The organism is Pseudobacter ginsenosidimutans, assembly GCF_007970185.1.
Classification (GTDB): domain Bacteria; phylum Bacteroidota; class Bacteroidia; order Chitinophagales; family Chitinophagaceae; genus Pseudobacter; species Pseudobacter ginsenosidimutans.
On record NZ_CP042431.1, the window covers coordinates 6338853 to 6359456 of the forward strand.

Sequence of the window (20604 nt, forward strand, 5' to 3'; positions counted from 1 at the left end):
ATTGTTAACAGGTTGGAAGCTGCAAAAATTACTGCTGGCGGGGCTTTCAGCCCGGGAAACAATTATGCTTCCCGCCAACAACAATAATGGTGGATATTTGTTCGGGGGAAGTCAATTTCACGAATATTTCGGTTGATTGTCGAATTTTCCCATCAATTATACTCCTGCTCACAATATTTCTGTGATAATTTTCACTTCATTGCCTCTTTCCAATATATTGTGCAGCTGCCAGCGGCACTGCTGTTCCTGTACCAGCTGTTCCATCTGCCAGGCCATTACTTTGGCGCGGAGCCGTTCCAGGCAGAGTTTCTTATTCTGCAATTGTGAACGGCTGTCCATCGCCAGCACCTGGATGCCGCTGGGGATATGCATACCTCGTACGGCAGATTCCACTTTGTTCACGTTCTGGCCGCCGGGGCCGGAAGCACGACAAGTTTCAAATTTCACATCGCGCTCATTCCATTGCGGCAATTCCTGCACTCCAAAGATCGCTACGCCCGCAAACCAGTTCTTGCGTTTGTGGTTTTTCCGGTAAGGACTTTGTGCAATCCACTTGATGGTTCCGCGCCATTCGCGGATGAAACTTTCAAGGTCCCTGCCCTGCAACTGTAATGTAACTGAATAGTGTGTGCCGTTTACAGGTCCTGCTGTTTCTTCGAGCAGCTCGGTTCCATAACCGGCCTTACTTGATTGCGCCAGCATCTTTTCTTTGATACAGGTCACTACCCTGCAACATTCAACAGGGCCGCGGCCTGATGAGATCTGTATGATTATCTTGTCCATGATTCTTCTTTTTCATTTCCGGTTTCCTGCAAAATGAGATGAACCGGTTTTTGTTTGTAAGGATTGCGAAACCGGGCAACTTTCCCGTCCCAATAACGCCGGTATTTCACTTTCCCCCATACCAGGCGCTCTATCTTATGCCTGAGATGATGGGTTGTGATGTGATTTTCGATTTGTTTTCTTCTGCTGAGTAATTCTTCATCGATCATTTTTTTATGGGTTATCATATGTGGTCTTATCCGCAAAACATACCGCCAGGGCTCAGAGAATACATACTTGTAATAGGGCTTACCTGATTGATGCCAGTATTCTTTTTTATAGAATAACTGCTTTTCCGCTTCAGTAAGTTTGCAACTGGTATCATTCCATTCATGCTCCCAGAATTCACGAAGTTGTTGTTCTATTGCCTGCCTGTATTTCCTGCCCTTGCTTCTTTTCTTTTTGGTGAAGCTTTTGTCCGGACTGTATTCCGTTGTATTGATCTTCTTCAGTAGTGTTTCAAAAAACGCCTGCTGATGGCTTTTTTTTATATCCGGGCGCAGTACGAAACTGCGTTTCCAACCCTTCTGATAAGGATGTTGCAGCGGTACCCATGGCAGATTCCAAATAGCCGAAGCAAAGGCATTCTCTTCTTTGAACAAACTGATCAATTGTTTTTCGCGGGCTTTTTTAGCCGTTCTTTTTCTGCTACGGACAGAACGAAGCCTGTAGCAAAGGAGCTCCTGCTCCCATTTGCTTGCATGCATGGAGAAATCCATTAATGATGGTAGAATTGCTGCCTGCGTGCAAAAAGTGCATTGACAGGGCCATGAGAAACCAGGTCCTTAGCGGGTTATGATTACTTTCAGAAAAAAGAAAGGAAATTCAAGCGCTTGCCGCTCAGGCAGCTTTTGCAGATGATGATATGGAAGGATATACTGTCATGATTCCTTTGAATTAAGAGTGAATAATAAAGGAATGCGATGCAAAACTATAAAAGGAAATCTAATTGTGAAATATTTTTTTCAGGAGATTGTCGAAATCATCATTTCCGCAACCGCCATCAGTGAGTGCAGTGTTCATGTAATTACTCTTGATGGTATAGTAAGTGGTAGTGGTGCAGCCACCGGGCCTGAGTATTGGCCAGGTTGCTTCAAACTCTCTGAAAGCAGCCATAGACGCGGCATCCATGCGCGCAGAAGAGATAAAGTCATCATTACAGTAAAAGTTCAGAAGATTTTGTATAAGGGTACTTTCCCAATGGAATAGTTCAGCAACCAAGCCGTTGCTTTTTCTGATGATCTTGAGCTCATACCCTTTATCTCCGAAACAGCCACTCATTTGGTACCATATCTGTAATGTTTCTCCAATCTCCAATGCAGACAGGATCCCATTGGTGTAACCAACTGAATTCTTATTGTAAACAGCCATTGTATCCGCATTCTTCATTGTTACAAAAGGCTTTGCTACCCTATTGGTGAATACCTGCATGAATACTAACAGCAGGGCAAAAGCGAAAAGCAGTCGCCGACAATCGCGGATGAGGGTTTGTTTCTTTCTGTTGTGAGTGTTATCCATGAATGGGCGGTTCCATTATTCCAATTTACCAGTTTTTCTGAATTAGTAAACAACGGTGAATGGCGACAGGCTCATTTTTTTTTCGGTTTCATACTCTTACTTGTTGCAAATGTACCGGATCCGCCAGCCGGGGGCCTGCACCTCTTCCGGGATTAGTCAATTTGCCGTAATTCCCGGAACATATTACTGATTTCTACTTTTCGTATTTTCGTAATACAACAACCTATGCCAATACAGAAGCCACTTCCCGTTTTCAGTATCGAAGACATCACGCCTCCTTTCAAAAAGCAGGCATTCAGTTTTCTTGTACATAATGAAAAACAATGGCCGGGACTGGCCTATCCGCATAAGCATGATTTCTTTATGCTCCTCTTTTTTACCAAAGCCAGGGGCACCCATAGTATCGATTTCAAAGAATATGCAACACATAAATACCAGGTGCATTTCCTGGCGCCCGGACAGGCGCATCACTGGAAATTCCAGTCCGGCACCAGTGGAATACAACTGATGTTCGGACCGGATTTCCTGCCGGATACCAGGCAATGGCCTTTCTTCTCCTGGTCCGGCAATCCTGTACTGGACCTAAGCACTGCAAAATTCAACGAGCTACTGGCCGAACTGTCATTAATGGAAAAAGAATACAGGAATGCTGACCATTTTTCCATCGAAATTCTTGCACACCGGCTGCTGGTGTTACTCAATATGCTGCAAAGATTCTATGAATCGGCTCATCCGGATCTGAATCCCACACCTGTTAAGAAGATCATGATGCAGTTTACGGACCTGGTGGAAACGCATTACAGGGAGGAGCCTACAGTTGAATATTATGCCGCAGTGTTACATGTAACGCCGCAACACCTCAACAATACCTGCAAACGCGAATCCGGAATCACAGCAGGCGCATTCATCCGCCAGCGGATATTGCTGGAAGCCAGGCGGCTGCTCAGTTTTTCAGGGATGGATGTAAAAGAGATCGCCTATCATCTGGGATTTTCCGACACTTCCTATTTCAGCCGCTTTGTCCGCAGGTACACGGGCCTCACCCCACTCGCCTTCCGTCAGCAGGTTCAGAAAGTACCCGGATCATCCCGTTAAGTACCTTTTCCTGTTTTGATCAGTTACTACCTTTGAATTGCAAATAGTGAACAATGAAACTATTCTTTTATGCGGCGATGCTTATAAGCAGCCTTACTGCATGTGCACAAAAAAACAATACGATGAGCAATACTCCCGCAGACCAGCAACTGGCAGCCGCCATCAAAGCTGATGATGCAGTTGCTGTGGCAAACGCATTGAAAGCAGGCGCCGGGAAAGAGATCCGTGATGGAGAAAACAGAACCCCACTGATGAATGCCCTCTATCAAAACCGGCTGGAAGCAGCCAAAGTATTGATCCGCGCAGGCGCCAGCGTGAATGCGCAGGACAGGGTGCTGAATACGCCTTTTCTGTATGCAGGCGCATCCGGCTTCACAGACATCGTGAGGCTCTGTATGAAATCCGGAGCAGATTACACTATTTTCAACCGCTATAATGGATCGGCCCTGATCCCCGCCTGCGAAAGAGGACATGTGGAAACTGTTGCCGCCATACTTGAGGACAAAAAATTCCCCATCGATCATATCAATCGCCTGGGCTGGACTGCCTTGCTGGAAGCCATCATTCTGGGTAATGGCGGTAAGGCACATACGAAGATCGTACAGCTCCTGATCAAGGCAGGGGCTGACCTGAACATTGCGGACCAAAACGGGATCACTCCGCTGGCGCATGCCAGGAAAAAAGGACAAAAAGAGATTGTGATACTGCTGGAAAATGCAGGAGCCAGATAATTTGAACTATCGAAAAACCAGTAACTGGCCGGTCCCGGGAAATGGACCGGCTTATTTTTTTTCTGTAATGCCTGCCAGGTATTGATCCATTACATCGAAGCTGGAAAGCCAGCCCTGATAAGCACCTTTGCGCATAGCAGCTGCTTCGGATACAGATTGACGTAAGGTGAGCCTGGTCTTGTTACCCGGCAATTCCTCAAAGCTAAGCGTTACAATGGTGGATGCCGGCCAGTCGGCATTCTGGTACTGCGGCAGGTTGATATTGCCCTGCTCGTCCGACATCTCCATGGTGTACGCAATCCGCTCAGGGGCTTGTAATTCGAGATAGACACCTTTCACCCAGCAATCCGGATAAACTGGATTTTTCACCACCGAAAGGAATTCACCTCCGGGCCTTACATCGATCCTTGAATAATGAATGCTGCATCCCAGTGGAGCATTCCATTTTTTCAAATGTTCTTCCTTTGTCCATAATTGATACACCAGTTCTCGCGGAGCATCCAGGATGCGGACGATCTCCAGCTCATTTTCTTTTGCTGCCGGTTTGTTTTCTTTTTGTGCTAACATGATCGTTGTTTTTTGTTTGTATTGAATTGAGATATTGCTCCATTGAATCCAGGGTTTCTGTCCAGTATTTGCGGGCATTTTCAATCCATCCCGTTACTTCGTTCAGGCCTTCCAGTTTCGCTTCGCAAAACCTTTCCCTTCCCTTTTGCGTGATGAAGACCAGCCCGCACTCATGCAGGATCTTGATATGCTCCGAAATAGTGGGCCTGCTGGAATCGAAATGTTCCGCAATACTGTTCAGGTTCAGGGATTGCCTGCTCAACAGATCGATGATGCCACGCCTGGTGGGATCTGCGATAGCCTGAAATACATCTCTGCGTTTTTCCATTAGGTAGTCATTTGGCTACGAAAATACGAAATGTCGGGATATGGCTACGCATTTTGAGATTATTTTTTTTCCTGTTCCCTTTTACGGGGCAATTGCCTGACTTTCCGCTTTCACTTGATTTGATTTGTGACCTGGCCCGCACCCCTGTTGATATGAAACGATCCCTGCCTTTGCTCATCCTTATTACATGCGCCTGCAAGCACTTGCACGCCCTGCTGGACTCCCGTGAAGATGCACTTCAATACGCCATACTGCCGCCTGTTTCCGAAATGCTTTCAATAAAAGATTTTTCAACGATGCTACAGGAATCTATGCAGATAACAGCCAGACATCGCAAATTTTGCCATTGTATTTGGGCATTGCGCCGGAAAACAAAAGAGAGCTTGTATTACAATAACTGATCGATAATATCAAAAAGCCGAAAGGACACCTGAGTACAGGGTTTGTCGGTTATTTGTATATGTTATATGGATTGACGGAACCCGGCCATGCCGGGCTGGTATGGGAATCCTGAACAGGCATCTCTCACAATTTTTCCTCGCTCTGTGGCATCGGCAACTGGTTCTTCCAGACACTGGCAGGGATCAATCCCGGTCAGGAGTTGTCAGGTTTCTGGAATATCCTGGAAAAACAAAAATGGAAAACTCAACCGAAAGATAATTTTACAGCTGGAATCCGGGCAGTACATATTTTCATCGCAACGGTGACCAACATACGAATATAAGGTGAGCCCTGGCTCAATGGAGTTCTGACAGTTTTCGGATCTTTTCCTTGATCCCCTGCTGTTCGGGAATAGTTTTGGCCAGCGCCAGGGCTTTTTTGAAATACAGCTGCGCCTGCTCATTATCGATGCCTGACTGTAATTCACCCAGCAATAACCAGTAGAAATGATGCTGCGTCAAATCCAGTTCCTGTGCAGCTTTGATCGCTTCTTCCCTGCCCTTCGCCTTGTACAATGCATATATCCTGTTAAGTGCCACCCCGGGAGAAAAATTGATCTCCAGTAATTGATCGTACAACTGCAGGATCTGTTGCCATTTTTGAGGACTGTCTTCTTTTATACAATGCCAGGAAGCGATCCGCGCTTCGATATGCCAGGTACTGATCCTGTCCCCGCGGGCAGACAATTCCAGGAAATGAATGCCCTGCCGGATAAGCCCCTGGTCCCACTTCGATTCATCCTGTTGTTCATAGAGGATCAGTTCATCATCCGGTGTGATACGCGCTTCGAACCGTGAAGCATGAAAGCACATCAATGCAAGCAGTGCATTGGTTTCCGCACGGTTGGTCTTTTCATATTCCGTCAGCATCAGGCAGAGCCTGATGGCTTCCACGCAAAGTTCCTGCTGAAGTACACGGTTTTGTGTTTTTGAATAATAGCCTTCATTGAACAACAGGTAAATGATGCGCAGCACATTTTCCAGTCTTGCCGGCAGATCCGCATCGGGAGGGAATTCCAGGCTTATTTTTTCCTCGCGCAATTTTTCTTTGGCGCGGAACAGTCGCTTATTGATAGTTTCCTTGTTTGAAAAAAAAGCCTCTGCAATTTCATCGATACCAAAACCACAAAGTATGCGCAGGGCCAGACCAATCTGCGCTTCGGCAGCAATAGCCGGGTTGCAGATGGCAAATAGCATCTGCAACTGGCTATCACGGATATGTTGTGGGGAAAAATCAGGTTCTGTTGTATCCATTTCCGGTTGTGCATTACGGATAACAGGCATCACTTTCTGATCGTACAGTTTTTTCCTTCTGAAATGGTAAAGTGTTTTCTGTTTGGCCACGGCGTATAACCAGGCAGTGGGATTGGCAGGCATTCCCTTCATTCCCCAGCTTTCAGATGCGGTGAGAAAAGTGTCGCTTACAATATCCTCCGCTGTTTCGATATGTTCCAGGCCGTACAGTTTGCTGATCACAGCCACCATCTTCGCAAATTCCTGCTGGAACAACTGTTTCAATGAATCTCCGCTTTGCTGCATCACTTAATATTCAAATAATGGACGGATCTCTACACTACCTCCTGCATCCAGGGCAGGACAACCATGTGCCAGCGTAGTGGCTTCTTCCAGGTCCGCAGCCCGCACAATGATAAAGCTGCCGAGTCTTTCCCTGATCTCTACGAAAGGACCATCTGTGATCACACCACCAGCACGCAGCACCTTACCTTCATTGGCCAGGCGGGTTCCATTATTCACCATCTTTTCACCGGATTGAAGCTGACCGATCCAATCCTGCCACTTGCGCGTGATGACTTCAAAATCTTTGGGTGATACATTACTGTAGTCATAATCCGGTTGTCTGAATAATAGCGCGAACTCTTTCATTTTTTACAGGAATTGAAAAGTGAAATTATTTGTTTTTGACGGATTAATGCGCATTGGCAAACTGGCCGGGTTGATAATCTCCTGCCGGTGTCTGGAACGCCACATTGAGCCGGTTGTAGCTGTTGATAGCGATCACACAGATAGTGAGCTCGGCCATTTCCTGTTCCGTGAAATGAGCTGCTGTTTCAGCATATATTGCGTCGGATACAGGGCCTTTGGCGACAAGTGTTACCGCTTCAGCCCAGGCCAGTGCTGCGCGTTCCTTTGGTGTATAAAGCCTGTAAGCATCGTGCCAGGCGCCCAGCATCAGCATCCGTTGTTCAGTTTCGCCCATTACGCGGAGATCCTTTGTGTGCATGTCCAGGCAGAAAGCACATCCGTTGATCTGCGAAACACGGATATAGATCAGGTGCTGCAGTTTGGAATCGATGGTTGATTTGGAGAGATAGGAATGAAAACCATTCAGCGCTCTCAATACATTACCGCTCTTTGCGAATAAATTCATTCTTTCCATAATACTGTGTTTTTATTGTTTTATACTTCAGTAATGCGCGGGAAAGAAAAAACTGGACAAGTGGACGAAAATATTTTCTATTTTTTCTGGATCGGGCTGTCCATACCCGGACAAAAACTGTACGGAAATGAACAGGCGGGATTTGACCTTGGTTAGTAAAATCCTTATTTTCAATCTTTTGCCAACTGGCACGCTGCTTGGTCTCTAACCAGCACAAAACCCGCTTATGTTCCGCAACTATTTCAAGACCGCCTGGAGAAACCTGCTCAAGAACAAGGCTTACAGCGCCATCAATGTGTTCGGCCTGGCCGCTGGCATGACCGTTACACTGTTGATTGGCCTTTGGGTTTTCTACCAGTATTCCTATAATGAATTCCTTCCGGACCATGGAAGATTGTACCGTGTTCAAAGGAATTTCAACAGCAATGGAGACACACTCACTTTCCGCACCAGTTCACTCCGGCTGGCAGATGCCCTTCGTGACGGCTATGATGAAATAGAAGCAGTAGCTGAAACTGATTGGATGGGTCCGCATGGCCTCATGGTAGGTGATAAAAAGATCTACCAGCGCGGCGGTATGGTGGGAACCGAATTCCTGAAAATGTTCGGTTTTCCATTATTGAAGGGAAATGCCGGATCGGTTTTGAATGATCCCTACTCAATCGTGCTAACGGAATCCACTGCAAAAGCATTATTCGGCAATGAGGATCCCCTGAACAAAATGGTGCGCATCGATAATAAGAATGACCTGAAAGTAACCGGCATCTTAAAGGATATCCCTGGCAACTCTACTCTTCAGTTCAAATACCTGGTGCCCTTCAGTTATAAAGAATTGTCAAGCCCCAGGGGAAAGCTCGATCATTCGAGATTCGACAATAATGGCTTCCAGGTTTTTGTAAAACTGAAAAAAAATATTCCCTATTCCCAGCTGGCGCCGAAGATCAGGATGATCACCCATACACAGGAATCAATGAATGCAAAGAACTCCTATGTTACCTTGCAGCAGATGGATCGCTGGCATCTTTACTCGAATTATGTAAATGGAAAAGATACGGAGGGTTTTCTTGAATATGTGAGGATCTTTACCCTGGTAGGATTGCTGGTGCTCCTGATCGCCTGTATCAATTTCGTGAATCTGACTACTGCCCGTTCTGAAAAACGCGCCAGGGAAGTGGGTGTCAGAAAGGCGATCGGCTCTGCAAAAAAACAACTGGTGTTTCAATTCCTGCTGGAATCATTCCTGCTCATCCTGATTGCATTTAGTTTCGCGCTGCTGCTGGTACAGTTGCTGTTGCCGGCGTTCAATATATTGACAGAGGCCAGTCTGCAAATTCCTTACAGCAGTCTTACATTTTGGAGCCTCATGGCAGCATTGGTTTTGATTACAACGCTGGTAGCAGGCAGCAGACCTGCATTCTATCTTTCTTCTTTTCAACCGGTGAAAGTATTGAAAGGCAGTCTGAGTCAGGGACGCAGCCACTCCCTTTTTCGTAAGACCCTGGTAGTGGTCCAGTTCAGTTGCTCCGTGGCCCTGATCATCGGCACTATCGTGATCTACCGGCAGATCAATTATGCAAAGGACAGACCGAACGGCTATGAGCTGGCACGCCTTATGGAACTGGACATGAACCCAGACCTGCTCAGAAATTACAACGCATTTAAAAATGAAGCCATACAGTCTGGTATCGTTTCCTCTATGACAACTGCTTCAAGTCCTGCCACCGATATTTACTGGCATTCCGATATTGAGCACTGGCCTGGAAAAAAAGACAATGAGACCATCGAGATGGGCGTGATCATCACTACGCCTGATTATTTCAAAACGATGGGAATGGAATTAATAGCCGGTCGTGATTTCAGAAATGAATTCGATTCTGTCAGCGTGATCTTCAATGAGGCTGCCATCAATAAAATGCGCATAAAGGACCCCGTTAATCAGGTGGTCCGTTGGCAGGATGGCACTTATGTAATAGCAGGAGTAGCTAAAGATGCACTGATGCTCTCCCCTTTCGGATCAGCTGATCCCACGATGTTCCTGATAGATACCAAAACTGCAAGCTCACTGCTGTTCAGGATCGCACCAGGCGTAAGTACACAGGGAGCCATCAGTAAACTCAACACTATTTTCAATAAATACAGTCCGGCTTTCTCCTTCGAATATTCTTTCGCAGATGAAACCCATGCTGCCAAATTCAAAATGGAAATGCTGATCGGCAAGCTGGCGGCTATTTTCGCAATGCTGGCCATTTTCATCAGTTGCCTGGGATTGTTCGGACTGGCAGCGTACATCGCCGAGCAACGCACCAGGGAGATCGGGATCCGGAAAGTGCTGGGCGCCTCAATGACACAATTGTTACTGTTGCTGACAAAGGACTTTCTTCTACTGGTATTGATCAGCTGCGTTATCGCCTCTCCCCTGGCGCTCTGGTTCCTGGAAGGCTGGTTGAAACAATACAGTTACCGCATCAATATCGGCGCCATGGTATTTATCTGGGCAGCACTGATCGCACTGGTGATTGCCGTGGTGGTGATCAGTTTCCAGACACTGAAAGCTGCCATGATGAGCCCGGTTAAATCTTTAAAAAGCGAATAACTATTCCTGTTCGGAAAGATGTTTCAATGCCCTGTTGAGGCTTCGCAGGGTGATGCCCAGGTAAGCGGCCATATCTTCTTTGGAAAAATCGAGCTGCTGCCTGGTTTGCAGTTCCAGCAAACGTTTTACAGCATGATCAACAGTATACAATTGTTGCAGGGAGGAACGCTGGCTGGTATTGATCACCCGTCCTGCCAGTGCATGCAGCAACAGCTGATTCAGCATAAGGTCTTTCTGTAAAAGTGTACGGAAATAATCGATATTGATCGAGTATACCTGTACGTCTGTAAGCGCTTCCACATTGCAGAGGCAAACATTGTTGCGGATGGCTTCCAGGTCGCCAAGGATCTCGCCTTCGCTCAGGAATTCAATAATGAAATCCTTGCCATTCTCCTCACTGAAATAACATTTGGTGATCCCTTCCCTGATCACGGATACCCGCACTGCGGCTGTTCCCTGTTTTAACAACAAGCTGCCTTTGGGCCAGGTCCGGAGGGCAAAAGCTTCATGATGCTGATTGGAGACAAACAGGTTTTGAATAAATTGCAGAAATGTAGGATTGGTCCTGAGCATATTTTCGGATTAGGACAAATGTCCTTCAAAAACCTGAAACCTTCACTCAAATTTGCGACACAAAAATTAAACTAATGTACGATCAGATAAAAGTGATTGCCTTCGATGCGGACGATACCATGTGGGTGAACGAACCTTACTTCCAGGAGCTGGAAAAGAAATTCTGCGGACTGCTGGAAGACTATCTCCCGCATCATTCTGTATCAAAGGAATTGTATAAAACAGAACTGCAGCGTCTTCCGCTTTATGGTTTCGGCATCAAGACCGTACTGTTATGCATGATCGAAACCATTTCGCGGGTCACTGAAGGAAGGGCTTCCATCAAAATGGTAGACGAAGTGATCAGGCTCGGTGATGAGCTCCTGCAAAAAGATATTGAAATGCTCGATGGCGTTCAGGAAGTATTGCAACACCTGAAAGGGAAATACAGGCTGGTAGTGGCCACCAAGGGCGATCTGCTGGACCAGGAAAGGAAATTGAAGAAATCAGGACTAATGGACTATTTCCATCATATCGAGATCATGAGCGACAAGAAAGTACCTGACTATCAAAAACTGCTGAAGCACCTTGACTGCGCTCCTGAACATTTCCTGATGCTCGGTAATTCCATCAAGTCGGATGTATTGCCTGTGCTGGAACTGAATGGTCATGCAGTGCATATTCCCTATCATACCACCTGGGTGCATGAAGTATATGACCAGGATGTGGTGCATCCGAATTTCAGGCAGGTGGAGAAGATCAGTGATATCCTGGAGTTCCTGCCTTAGTGGAAAGTGATTTCACTCCCCCATCAACAACTTCACCACATGACGATAATTCTTTCCGAGGGGCAATTCTTTTCCGTTCCTCAACCTGATCAGGTTTCCATCGATATAATTCACAAACCGCTTATTCAGGATAAATGATTTGTGAATGCGTACAAAATGCTCTGAAGGCAATTGTTCTTCAAAACCGGACAGGGTCCTCGGCGTCAGGATGTATTTCTGTTCGTTCCAGACCTTCACATAATTACCAAGGCTTTCCAGGTACCAGATCTCGTTGAGGTTGAGCTGAACCAGTTTTTTGTCTGACTTGATATAGATACTGCCAGACTCCTGCTGAGCAGCCGGCATGACCGGGATTGCGGCTATGGATTGCTGTTGCTTTAATGTAAAAATGGACAAAGCGCGGTTGGCCGCTTTCAGGAAACGGTCGAAGCGGAAAGGTTTGAGCAGGTAATCGCATACTTCGAGGTCGAAACTTTCGAGTGCGTGCTCTTCGTAAGCGGAAGTGATGATCACCAGCGGGCGGTGATCCAGCGTACGGAGGAAGTCGAGCCCGCTGAGCTTCGGCATCCGGATATCGAGGAAGATGAGGTCTACCTGGTGTGATCGGAGAAAAGACAATGCCTCTGTGGCAAGGTAACACTGTCCCTCCGTTTGCAGGAAGGGAACATCCTCTATATATTTCAGGATCACATCATGAGCCAAAGGCTCATCGTCCACAATTAAACAACGCATATTCATGAGAGGTCCAGTTCCAGTTCAGCTTTAAAAATATGATTTTCCTTTCCTGTTTTCAAGAGATGTTTGCCGGGATAAAGGAGCACCAGCCTTCTCCGGAGATTTTCCAGGCCGATACCGCTCCCTTCCAACGATTCTTCAAACGAGTTGATGCAGGTGAAATGCAGACTGTTCTGAGTGGTTACCAGTTGCAGTTCCAAAAATGAGTTTGACTCTGCCGGTTCGATACCGTGCTTAAAGGCATTTTCCACCAGTACTATCAGAAGCAGCGGGGCTACAGGAGGCGTATCGGGTACCACCTCTTTGCTGAATTGAATGTTGGGATGGCGTTTCAGCCTGATCTGTTGCAACCGGATATAGTCTTCGATGTACTTCACTTCGTCCCGGATATTTACATTATTATCCTTTGCCTTGTAGATCACATACCGCATCAGTTCAGATAACTGCAAAATGCTTTCCGGAGTTTGTTTGGATTGCGCCAGGCTGAGCGCATAGAGATTATTGAGTGTATTGAAAAAGAAATGAGGGTTCAGTTGCTGTTTGAGCAGGTCCAGTTCTGTTTCCGCTTTTTCTTTTTCCAGCGCCATGATGCGGTTGTTCTGTCTGGACCATTGCAGTGCCAATATAACTGGCAGGCTCAGCAGCAGGATCAGGATGGCGCCGAATGCATTCTCCAGTTGAAAAGGATTGGCAGGGAATATGGAGCCCAGTTTATCATTGAAGGGAAGCCTGTTCAACAGGAAACCGATCAAAGGATAACTGAGACTAACCGTTGCCAATGCAGTGAGCGTATAGATCAAAGCGCCATGTAGCCTGAGCACCATCGGCACAAGCAGTTTGCTGTTGAGAATGAAATAACCATAGCCGCAACAATACATGAAGAGGAATTGCAGGAGGAATGCGAGAAAACTGCCGAACTCACCAATGATCCTGCCAGGTTTGAATTCGAAGCCGATCAATAGCTGTCCGTTTGAATCATACGCCGGATTGCCTATGCTGGAAGTTGCCATTAAAGACAGCAAAAGAGCAATGATACCGATGCTGATAAGTACTGCTTTCTCAAGGCTGATGGCGCGGAACCATTGCCATTGACCTGCGCGCTGCCGGTACCAGCTGTTCAGGACCAGTAGTAATTCCAGCAACCAGGTGAATATCGATGCCATGAAAACCAGCTGCCGCCAGGAATTCGGTAATTCTTCGTTAGCTCCGGTTACCAGCAGCAACAAGGGAATATAACCTGCAAAACAGCACCACCAGGCGATATTGTACTTTTTCCGCGACCATCCATTTTTCCATTTTTCTCTTTGCCAGGTGAAAAACAATACAGGCAGCATACTCACCAGCAGTACAGCCATCGTTTCAAAAAAGAGCTGCCAGTGCCTGCCGCCGGATGAGGGAGCCAGAATATGAAATACCGCCATCCAGGAATACAATCCTGCAAACAGGAAGCTGTCCGGTTTTCTAAATATGATATTCACTGATTGGTTCCGGATCATACTTGTAAAATGATGCGTAAAAGAACATGCTTCAAAGCTTCCCTGCAAATAATAATGATGAACGTACCGCATTTGATGATGTAGGTAAAAGAATACGGTCATCAGCGTAATCCTTCCGCTCGCCATCAAACTACAATCCTTGCCCATCATTAGTTTCAGAGCCCGAAAGGCGCTGCTACATTGCAGTGAACCTAAACAGAATCATATGCATCGATTGATCATCAAAGGTCTTTCCAAAACATATCCCAATGGCGTGCAGGCATTGAATGATATTTCACTTTCCATCGGCAATGGGATGTTCGGACTGCTCGGCCCGAACGGCGCAGGCAAATCATCCCTGATGCGCACCCTGGCTACATTACAGCCTCCCGATAATGGCCAGGTATTTTTCGATACACAGGATATTTACCAGTCTCCTTCCCTGCTCCGCAGTCAGCTTGGCTACCTGCCGCAGGACTTTGGCGTATATCCTAAATTCTCTGCCATGGAACTGCTTCATCATATGGCATTGTTGAAAGGCATCGTCAGTAAAGCAGACCGGAAAGAACAGGTGCTGGCGCTGCTTAACCAAACCAATCTTTATGCTGTTCGCAAACAATCCGTCAGCACGTTCTCCGGCGGCATGCGGCAGCGTTTCGGTATTGCACAGGCATTGCTGGGCAATCCGCAGCTACTGATTGTGGACGAGCCAACTGCAGGACTGGACCCGATGGAACGCAACCGTTTTTACGAACTGCTGGCAGGAATCGGAGAGAATATAGTGGTGCTGCTGAGCACGCATATCGTGGAAGATGTGCATGATCTCTGTCCGGATATGGCTGTGATGGCCAATGGCAGGATCATCCTCAGGGGAAAGCCGTCCGGGCTTACCAGGGAGCTGGATGGCCGTATCTGGCGAAAGACGATTTCACGCAGTGCGTTGAGCGTTTATCAGCAGACCATGGAAGTGATCGCCACACGCATGAATGGTGGAAGACTACAGGTGCATGTACTTTCAGAATCCTCTCCCGGAGAAGGTTTCGAGCCATTCACCCCTACACTGGAAGATGTTTATTTCACGTCACTGACAGGAGCCAAAAGCTCCGGAAAGGAGTTGGTATGCTGATCAATCTCCTGCGCTTCGAACTGAAATATCATTTCAGACAGCTGACATTCATCACGGCCGCCATCATTTTTATGGCATTGGGATTCCTCATGTCGAAAGGAAATTTCGGAGGACCGGAACTGCAAAGGAATGCGCCATATGTGATCAATTATATCGTGAACCTGCTTTCCTTGATGTCCATTTTTACAGCAACCGTTTTCTGCGCCAATGTTGTGCTGCGCGATGAACAATCCGGTATGGATTCCCTGGTGCATAGCAGTGGTATCAAAAAGTGGCAATGGTATCTTGTTCGGTTATCCGGGCTGGTGATAGCCGTTTCCCTTGTGCTGATCATGGCGATGCCGGGCTGCTGGCTGGGCTGGATGATGGTACACCCGGTGCAGTTGGGGCCTTCTTCCCTTTTGCACTATGCATGGCCGTTACTGGTATTTGGTCTGCCTGATATTTTATTCTGCTGCAGCCTGGTATTCTGTGCTGCTGTGCTGGGAAAGAACGCACGCAGCGTATATACGGCCGGATTGTTGTTGTTTGTACTTTATTTCACCGGATCAGTTCTGGGTAACTCACCGTTGATGGCGGGATCAGTGCTGAAAACAGAAGAAGTTTCGATAGTACCTTACCTGCTGGACCCATTCGGTATCATGTCTTACTTTGGTGAAACCCGTAACTGGACAGTGATCCGCCGGAATGAAGACCTGTTCCCGCTGTCAGGCATCTTCCTGCTGAACCGTCTTATCTGGATATTGTTGTCGTTGGGATTACTACTGATCAGTTTCCGTTTTTCCAGTTTTCGCGTAAAGACAATTTCGAAAGAAAGAAAACAGGAAATCGAAAAAAAGCAACCTGATCTGCCAGCGCTCAGACCGTTGGTAGTGAATCCGGCCGGCAGACACTACAAGAAAAAAGTATTTGCAGCACAACTACGGCTGGAAACGGGCGCTATATTCCGTCACCTTCCCTTTCTTTTCCTGTTGCTCTTATGGATCTTTCTCTTTGCCATTGACCTGAAGGAAGAAGCCCTGGAAGGCCCCTATGGCATCCGTTATTATGCAACTACAGGTTTCCTTGTTGAAAAACTACGCTCCATCCATCCTGCACTTTTCCTGCTGGTCTTCTATGCAGGAGAAATACTGCACCGCGAAAGAACTGTCCGTATTCATGGACTTATTTTCAGCACACCAGCGCCAGGCTGGATCCTGTGGCTGGCCAAAGCCGCTACCCTGCTTGTGTTGGTGCTAATGCTCGTAACAGCCAATATTGCAACAGGTATCGGGATACAACTGTACGCCGGCGCCGTTCCTGAAATCCCAGGGTACCTGGAACTATATTACCTGAGCGCCTGGCCTGTATTCCTGTTCGCCATACTCATCCTCTTTGTGCAGGCGCTTATCAGGAATAAATTCCTGGGCATGATGATCAGCCTCCTGGTTTGTAGCGTTTTCGTTTTTTCAAATCTATTGGGCATCCGTTCCATGTTGCTGCGATATGCAACACTTCCCAATCTCCGGTATTCGGAGCTCAATGGGTTCGGTCATTACACAACAGCCGTGAACTGGTATATGCTTTACTGGACGTTGCTGGCTGTGTTGCTGGCCTGGATCGCCGCCGGGCGATGGCAACGGCATATTGCAGCCTGGGTGCCCGGCAAAAACGGCCGGAACAGAAGCATACCATTCACATTGAGCATTTGTGTCATCGCATTTTTGGGAACGGGAGCCTTTATCTACAGTCAATCGGATAATGCCAGTTCCTCCCGGAACAGTAAAGCATCCGATCAATGGAAACACGATTATGAGATAACTTACGGAAAAGAAAAAGATACAGAACAACCAGTGATCATTGCCGTTAGCACAAGGGTGGATCTCTATCCAAATGAGCAACGCTATGAAGTAAGAGGTTCCTACCGGCTGAAGAATATAACGGACCATCAGATATCGAAAATATGGTTAGGTGTAAACCCTGATGTGGACAGTATTTCATGGAACCTGCCTGCATCGCAGCTGGTTCGTTCCGATGCCCGCTTCAAACAGTATTGGTTTGCATTGCCAGGTCCACTGCAACCAGGCGCAGAAACCAGTGTCCATTTTTCCATGTTTGTAAATCGTGGAAGTTTCAAACTGTTCAACAGCGAACATTCGGTAGTGGAAAACGGTACTTATGTAGAACTGGAAAAATATGTGCCCTGGCTAGGGTATAATCCCGGGCTGGAGATCGACGACCCTGCACAGCGGGCAGAAAAAAAACTGCCGCCTCAACAACCACCCACCGGAACCGACAGCAATTATTATTTCATCGATTATGAAACTATCATATCCACCAATGCTGACCAGCATGCAGTTACCGTAGGCAAATTGATCAGGAACTGGAAAGAAGGTGATCGCAGCTATTTCCACTATCTGTCTGAAAATAAGATCCCTTTCATGTTTGCGCTGAGCTCTGCCCGTTACGCCATCAAAATGGAAAAATGGAATGGAACGGATTATTCCATCTTTTATCAACCAGGTCAGGAACAAAATCTTCCTGTAATGATGCAGGCAATGAAAGATGCCATTACGTATGGCAGTCAGCATTTTTGTAATTATCCTTCATCCTCCATTTCCCTGGCCGTAGTGCCGCATTATCCCGGGGCCGCCACGGCTTATCCCGGCGTAATGTTCTGTGCTGAAAAGATCAATTTCAAAAGCGATTTCAGTGATACTACAAAATTCAATGCTGTTTATACTGTAACAGCCCACGAAACTGCGCATCAATGGTGGGCCGATATTTTGTCGCCAAGCCCAGTTCCAGGCAGCGCCATGCTCACGGAATCACTTGCAAAATACACGGAGTATATGGTGACGGAAAAAAAATATGGGCCCGGCAAACTCTGGGAATATCTGCAAAAGGACCACCAGCTTTATTTCAACCTGCGCAATATGAACAGTGAAAAGGAATTGCCCCTGCTTCAAAGCGATCAGTCTTTCGTTTATTATCAGAAAGGAGGGCTGGCATTGTATGCCATCAAAAATGAAATCGGCGAAGCGCAGATGAATGCGGCCTTGAAGCGCATGCTGCTACAATACGGACCGGACAAACACAGGCCCATGCCGGCGGATCTGCTCACGGAACTATTAAAAAACACAACCGCTTCCCAGCAGCAATACATCAAAGACCGTCTGCAATCGGTGATCCATTATGATGCCGGTATACGCCTCCGCTCCTGCCATCAGCTGCCGGACGGCGCCTGGGAACTGGAGCTCCAACTCAAAGTGAAAAAATGGGATCATACTAACGGGAAACCGGTACAAATCACCCCGGATGAAGCTATTGAAATAGCAATATCCAACCAGGGATCTGCACCCGGCATAAAACCCATTGCAATCAAACGTATACCGGTTTCCAGTGAAGCTCCTGTGATCAAACTTATCCTGCAACACAAGCCAGTCAAGGTTTTGCTGGATCCCAACTTCAGCTTGCCGGATGAAAACAGGGATGACAATGAACTCAGGATCCTCTGATGATCGTATATTTGAGCATGAGTCATTTTATCCTTACTCTGCTGCTCTGGCTGAATTGTTCTGAGTCCGCAGCATTGAAAACGAATGGAAATGAAGACAGCTACTGCAATGCGCGTTTCGGGTATTGCATCGGATATCCTGCAGGTGTATTAACACCACAGGAAGAATCTGCCAATGGTGACGGGAAAAAATTCACCAATCAAAAAGGTGAAGTGATATTGACAGTTTTCGGAAGACTGAACCTCGACAGTGAGGGTGAAGTGATCTCTCTTTCCAAACAATATAGTAATGATCTGGCAAGACTGCAGAAGCATGCCACCATCTCCTACAAAGCTTCAGGCAAGGATTTCTACGTGATCTCAGGACAATATAAAAATGGAAAAACATTCTATCACAAGATGATCCTGAAACACGATGCTTTCTGCTTTGCATTGCTGGAATACGGGACTGATCAGAAAACTGTTTTCGATAAATATGCAACTGTGGTTTTCAGAACATTCAAATAATCCTTCCAAATATTTTAGAATTGCCGCAACAATGGTTGCGGCATTTTTTTTTGCATCAGCTGTCACAAACAAAAAAGCTACCTTGTCTCATGTTAAAAAGCAGTCATGAGCGGTAAAACAGACATATTCCTGGAATACAGATCGCTCCTCTTTTCCATCGCCTACAATATGCTGGGAAGTGTGGATGCAGCGGAGGACCTGGTGCAGGACAGTTACCTGAAATGGATGGCTTCCGAAGAAACGGATATCCGTTTCGTGAAGTCGTACCTGGTGAAAACAGTTACCAATCTTTGCATCAATTATCTCAACAGCGCACGGATACGCCGCGAATCCTATGTGGGCATCTGGCTGCCCGAACCCCTGCATCAATCCGATAAACGCTCCGCCAGTGCAGGCATTGAATCCTGGCATGCACTTTCCATTGGCATTCTCGTTCTACTGGAAAAGCTTACGCCTCAGGAAAGGGCTATCTTCCTGTTGAAGGAGATCTTTGCTTACGATTATTTTGAACTGGCGCAGATATTCGATAAAACAGAACAGAACTGCCGGCAGATCTTCAAACGGGCCAAAGATCATTTAGGTAACGATACCCGTCGATTTGACGTGGACCTGAAAGTGCATGAGAAAGTACTGAATAATTTCCTGCAAGCACTCACAGATGGACAAATGGATGAACTGATCCATCTCCTCAAAGAAGATATCATACTCTATGCCGATGGTGGGGGATCCGTACTAAATGCCAATGGAAGACGGTTCACAGCCGCACTCAAACCGGTGTATGGTAAAGAGCATGTAAGCAGACTGCTGGTATCAGTAGTGCTTAAAATGCGGCAATACGTTCCTGCATTTTCGCAGCAACTGATCATGGCGAATGGCCTTCCTTCGATCCTCACCAATTCAGGAGATGAACCGCTGAGCCTGATCAGCATCGAGCCGGAAGGCGATCGTATCCGCAATATCTATCTGCAGACCAATCCAGAGAAACTGCATTCCTTCAGAAAAATCTAAACTGAAACATATGTCAATCAACAGCAACAAAGAAGTGGTAGCCCGCTTCAACAGGGAAGTTATTGCCGGTAAGAACCTGCAATCATTCGATGCACTGATGGCGCCGGATTTTGTTAACCATTCTGCGCCTCCCGGCGTTTCTCCGGCCGCAGACGGCATGATCGCATTCCTTCAGAACGTACTCTGGAAAGCATTTTCAGACATCCGCATCGATATCCTGGACCAGGTAGGCGAAGGCGAAAAAATAAGCACACGCAAAAACGTAAGCGGTGTTCATGTGGGGGAATTCTTCGGTATACCGGCCACCAACAAACGAATAAATATCGAGATGCTGGAAATTGTTACCGTACAGAACGGACAATACCTTGAACATTGGAGTATCTGGAATTATCTGAAAGTGATGGCACAGGTGAGGTCCTGATCAT

Annotated in this window: 21 protein-coding genes; 10 read left to right on the forward strand and 11 right to left on the reverse strand. The window is 46.8% G+C overall.

Annotated features, from left to right (window positions below):
• Positions 1–168 precede the first annotated feature (168 nt).
• From prfH to FSB84_RS24845, 3 genes are all read right to left on the reverse strand, one after another.
• A complete protein-coding gene (gene prfH / locus FSB84_RS24835) occupies positions 169–783 on the reverse strand; it encodes a peptide chain release factor H (RefSeq protein WP_130540545.1) in 615 nt (204 codons plus the stop codon).
• On the reverse strand, positions 771–1529 hold the full coding sequence (locus FSB84_RS24840) for a hypothetical protein (RefSeq protein WP_130540546.1): 759 nt from the start codon (positions 1527–1529) through the stop codon (positions 771–773). Before FSB84_RS24840 ends, prfH begins: the two co-directional genes overlap by 13 nt.
• A gap of 238 nt (positions 1530–1767) precedes the next feature.
• Positions 1768–2340, reverse strand: a complete 573-nt coding sequence (locus FSB84_RS24845; RefSeq protein ID WP_130540547.1) for a hypothetical protein — start codon at positions 2338–2340, stop codon at positions 1768–1770.
• A gap of 225 nt (positions 2341–2565) precedes the next feature.
• On the opposite strand from FSB84_RS24845, the gene FSB84_RS24850 reads away from it, so the two are divergent.
• Together FSB84_RS24850 and FSB84_RS24855 are read left to right on the forward strand one after the other, a co-directional pair.
• Positions 2566–3435: an AraC family transcriptional regulator gene (locus tag FSB84_RS24850; protein WP_130540548.1), complete on the forward strand. Its 870-nt coding sequence runs from the start codon at positions 2566–2568 to the stop codon at positions 3433–3435.
• Between the two features lie 53 nt (positions 3436–3488).
• A complete protein-coding gene (locus FSB84_RS24855; RefSeq protein ID WP_130540549.1) occupies positions 3489–4166 on the forward strand; it encodes an ankyrin repeat domain-containing protein in 678 nt (225 codons plus the stop codon).
• A gap of 51 nt (positions 4167–4217) precedes the next feature.
• Here the strand turns inward: FSB84_RS24855 and FSB84_RS24860 are convergent, their stop codons facing one another.
• Entirely contained in the window at positions 4218–4733 is a 516-nt protein-coding gene (locus FSB84_RS24860; RefSeq protein WP_158644108.1) for an SRPBCC family protein, read from the reverse strand.
• Positions 4690–5061, reverse strand: a complete 372-nt coding sequence (locus FSB84_RS24865) for an ArsR/SmtB family transcription factor (protein WP_130540551.1) — start codon at positions 5059–5061, stop codon at positions 4690–4692. Before FSB84_RS24865 ends, FSB84_RS24860 begins: the two co-directional genes overlap by 44 nt.
• A gap of 11 nt (positions 5062–5072) precedes the next feature.
• Here FSB84_RS24865 and FSB84_RS31820 point away from each other — a divergent pair, with 11 nt between their 5' ends.
• Positions 5073–5462: a hypothetical protein gene (locus tag FSB84_RS31820; RefSeq protein ID WP_130540552.1), complete on the forward strand. Its 390-nt coding sequence runs from the start codon at positions 5073–5075 to the stop codon at positions 5460–5462.
• A 336-nt stretch (positions 5463–5798) separates the two neighbouring features.
• On the opposite strand, the gene FSB84_RS24875 is transcribed toward FSB84_RS31820, so the two are convergent.
• Genes FSB84_RS24875 through FSB84_RS24885 form a run of 3 tightly spaced genes read right to left on the reverse strand, consistent with a single transcriptional unit; the run spans position 5799 to position 7899 of the window.
• Complete coding sequence (locus FSB84_RS24875) at positions 5799–7040, reverse strand: RNA polymerase sigma factor (RefSeq protein WP_130540553.1); 1242 nt, start codon at positions 7038–7040, stop codon at positions 5799–5801.
• A gap of 3 nt (positions 7041–7043) precedes the next feature.
• Positions 7044–7385, reverse strand: a complete 342-nt coding sequence (locus FSB84_RS24880) for a YciI family protein (RefSeq protein ID WP_130540554.1) — start codon at positions 7383–7385, stop codon at positions 7044–7046.
• Between the two features lie 43 nt (positions 7386–7428).
• Positions 7429–7899 carry a carboxymuconolactone decarboxylase family protein gene (locus FSB84_RS24885; RefSeq protein ID WP_130540555.1) on the reverse strand — a complete coding sequence of 157 codons (471 nt, stop codon included), beginning with the start codon at positions 7897–7899 and terminating at the stop codon, positions 7429–7431.
• A 226-nt stretch (positions 7900–8125) separates the two neighbouring features.
• Between FSB84_RS24885 and FSB84_RS24890 the strand changes: the two genes are divergently transcribed.
• The gene (locus FSB84_RS24890) at positions 8126–10492 is read left to right on the forward strand and encodes an ABC transporter permease (RefSeq protein ID WP_130540556.1); all 2367 of its coding nucleotides are present in this window, start codon (positions 8126–8128) and stop codon (positions 10490–10492) included.
• Here the strand turns inward: FSB84_RS24890 and FSB84_RS24895 are convergent, their stop codons facing one another.
• Complete coding sequence (locus tag FSB84_RS24895; protein WP_130540557.1) at positions 10493–11065, reverse strand: Crp/Fnr family transcriptional regulator; 573 nt, start codon at positions 11063–11065, stop codon at positions 10493–10495.
• 74 nt (positions 11066–11139) lie between these two features.
• Between FSB84_RS24895 and FSB84_RS24900 the strand changes: the two genes are divergently transcribed.
• Entirely contained in the window at positions 11140–11832 is a 693-nt protein-coding gene (locus FSB84_RS24900; protein ID WP_130540558.1) for an HAD family hydrolase, read from the forward strand.
• A 12-nt stretch (positions 11833–11844) separates the two neighbouring features.
• Here FSB84_RS24900 and FSB84_RS24905 read toward each other — a convergent pair whose 3' ends face one another.
• Both FSB84_RS24905 and FSB84_RS24910 read right to left on the reverse strand, forming a co-directional pair.
• Positions 11845–12564 carry a LytR/AlgR family response regulator transcription factor gene (locus FSB84_RS24905; protein WP_225979880.1) on the reverse strand — a complete coding sequence of 240 codons (720 nt, stop codon included), beginning with the start codon at positions 12562–12564 and terminating at the stop codon, positions 11845–11847.
• A 2-nt stretch (positions 12565–12566) separates the two neighbouring features.
• On the reverse strand, positions 12567–14063 hold the full coding sequence (locus tag FSB84_RS24910) for a sensor histidine kinase (RefSeq protein ID WP_158644109.1): 1497 nt from the start codon (positions 14061–14063) through the stop codon (positions 12567–12569).
• 205 nt (positions 14064–14268) lie between these two features.
• On the opposite strand from FSB84_RS24910, the gene FSB84_RS24915 reads away from it, so the two are divergent.
• From FSB84_RS24915 to FSB84_RS24935, 5 genes are all read left to right on the forward strand, one after another.
• Complete coding sequence (locus FSB84_RS24915; protein ID WP_130540561.1) at positions 14269–15168, forward strand: ABC transporter ATP-binding protein; 900 nt, start codon at positions 14269–14271, stop codon at positions 15166–15168.
• Positions 15162–18665, forward strand: coding sequence for a M1 family aminopeptidase (locus FSB84_RS24920; protein ID WP_130540562.1), 3504 nt, complete (start codon positions 15162–15164; stop codon positions 18663–18665). The genes FSB84_RS24915 and FSB84_RS24920 overlap by 7 nt, the downstream gene beginning before the upstream one ends.
• A gap of 17 nt (positions 18666–18682) precedes the next feature.
• Complete coding sequence (locus FSB84_RS24925; protein WP_130540563.1) at positions 18683–19171, forward strand: hypothetical protein; 489 nt, start codon at positions 18683–18685, stop codon at positions 19169–19171.
• Positions 19172–19276: 105 nt separating this feature from the next.
• Complete coding sequence (locus FSB84_RS24930) at positions 19277–20179, forward strand: sigma-70 family RNA polymerase sigma factor (RefSeq protein ID WP_130540564.1); 903 nt, start codon at positions 19277–19279, stop codon at positions 20177–20179.
• A gap of 10 nt (positions 20180–20189) precedes the next feature.
• Positions 20190–20600, forward strand: coding sequence for an ester cyclase (locus tag FSB84_RS24935; RefSeq protein WP_130540565.1), 411 nt, complete (start codon positions 20190–20192; stop codon positions 20598–20600).
• Positions 20601–20604: the final 4 nt, after the last annotated feature.

Bases quoted from the DNA above. Each gene is read 5' to 3' on its own strand.
- FSB84_RS24855 (WP_130540549.1), top strand. From the start codon at position 3,489: ATGAAACTATTCTTTTATGCGGCGATGCTTATAAGCAGCCTTACTGCA.
- FSB84_RS24930 (WP_130540564.1), top strand. From the start codon at position 19,277: ATGAGCGGTAAAACAGACATATTCCTGGAATACAGATCGCTCCTCTTT.
- FSB84_RS24860 (WP_158644108.1), bottom strand. From the start codon at position 4,733: ATGTTAGCACAAAAAGAAAACAAACCGGCAGCAAAAGAAAATGAGCTG.
- FSB84_RS24890 (WP_130540556.1), top strand. From the start codon at position 8,126: ATGTTCCGCAACTATTTCAAGACCGCCTGGAGAAACCTGCTCAAGAAC.
- prfH (WP_130540545.1), bottom strand. From the start codon at position 783: ATGGACAAGATAATCATACAGATCTCATCAGGCCGCGGCCCTGTTGAA.
- FSB84_RS24910 (WP_158644109.1), bottom strand. From the start codon at position 14,063: ATGATCCGGAACCAATCAGTGAATATCATATTTAGAAAACCGGACAGC.
- FSB84_RS24875 (WP_130540553.1), bottom strand. From the start codon at position 7,040: ATGCAGCAAAGCGGAGATTCATTGAAACAGTTGTTCCAGCAGGAATTT.
- FSB84_RS24880 (WP_130540554.1), bottom strand. From the start codon at position 7,385: ATGAAAGAGTTCGCGCTATTATTCAGACAACCGGATTATGACTACAGT.
- FSB84_RS24935 (WP_130540565.1), top strand. From the start codon at position 20,190: ATGTCAATCAACAGCAACAAAGAAGTGGTAGCCCGCTTCAACAGGGAA.
- FSB84_RS24915 (WP_130540561.1), top strand. From the start codon at position 14,269: ATGCATCGATTGATCATCAAAGGTCTTTCCAAAACATATCCCAATGGC.
- FSB84_RS24895 (WP_130540557.1), bottom strand. From the start codon at position 11,065: ATGCTCAGGACCAATCCTACATTTCTGCAATTTATTCAAAACCTGTTT.
- FSB84_RS24845 (WP_130540547.1), bottom strand. From the start codon at position 2,340: ATGGATAACACTCACAACAGAAAGAAACAAACCCTCATCCGCGATTGT.
- FSB84_RS24925 (WP_130540563.1), top strand. From the start codon at position 18,683: ATGAGTCATTTTATCCTTACTCTGCTGCTCTGGCTGAATTGTTCTGAG.
- FSB84_RS24900 (WP_130540558.1), top strand. From the start codon at position 11,140: ATGTACGATCAGATAAAAGTGATTGCCTTCGATGCGGACGATACCATG.
- FSB84_RS24840 (WP_130540546.1), bottom strand. From the start codon at position 1,529: ATGCATGCAAGCAAATGGGAGCAGGAGCTCCTTTGCTACAGGCTTCGT.
- FSB84_RS24885 (WP_130540555.1), bottom strand. From the start codon at position 7,899: ATGGAAAGAATGAATTTATTCGCAAAGAGCGGTAATGTATTGAGAGCG.
- FSB84_RS24865 (WP_130540551.1), bottom strand. From the start codon at position 5,061: ATGGAAAAACGCAGAGATGTATTTCAGGCTATCGCAGATCCCACCAGG.
- FSB84_RS24850 (WP_130540548.1), top strand. From the start codon at position 2,566: ATGCCAATACAGAAGCCACTTCCCGTTTTCAGTATCGAAGACATCACG.
- FSB84_RS24905 (WP_225979880.1), bottom strand. From the start codon at position 12,564: ATGCGTTGTTTAATTGTGGACGATGAGCCTTTGGCTCATGATGTGATC.
- FSB84_RS24920 (WP_130540562.1), top strand. From the start codon at position 15,162: ATGCTGATCAATCTCCTGCGCTTCGAACTGAAATATCATTTCAGACAG.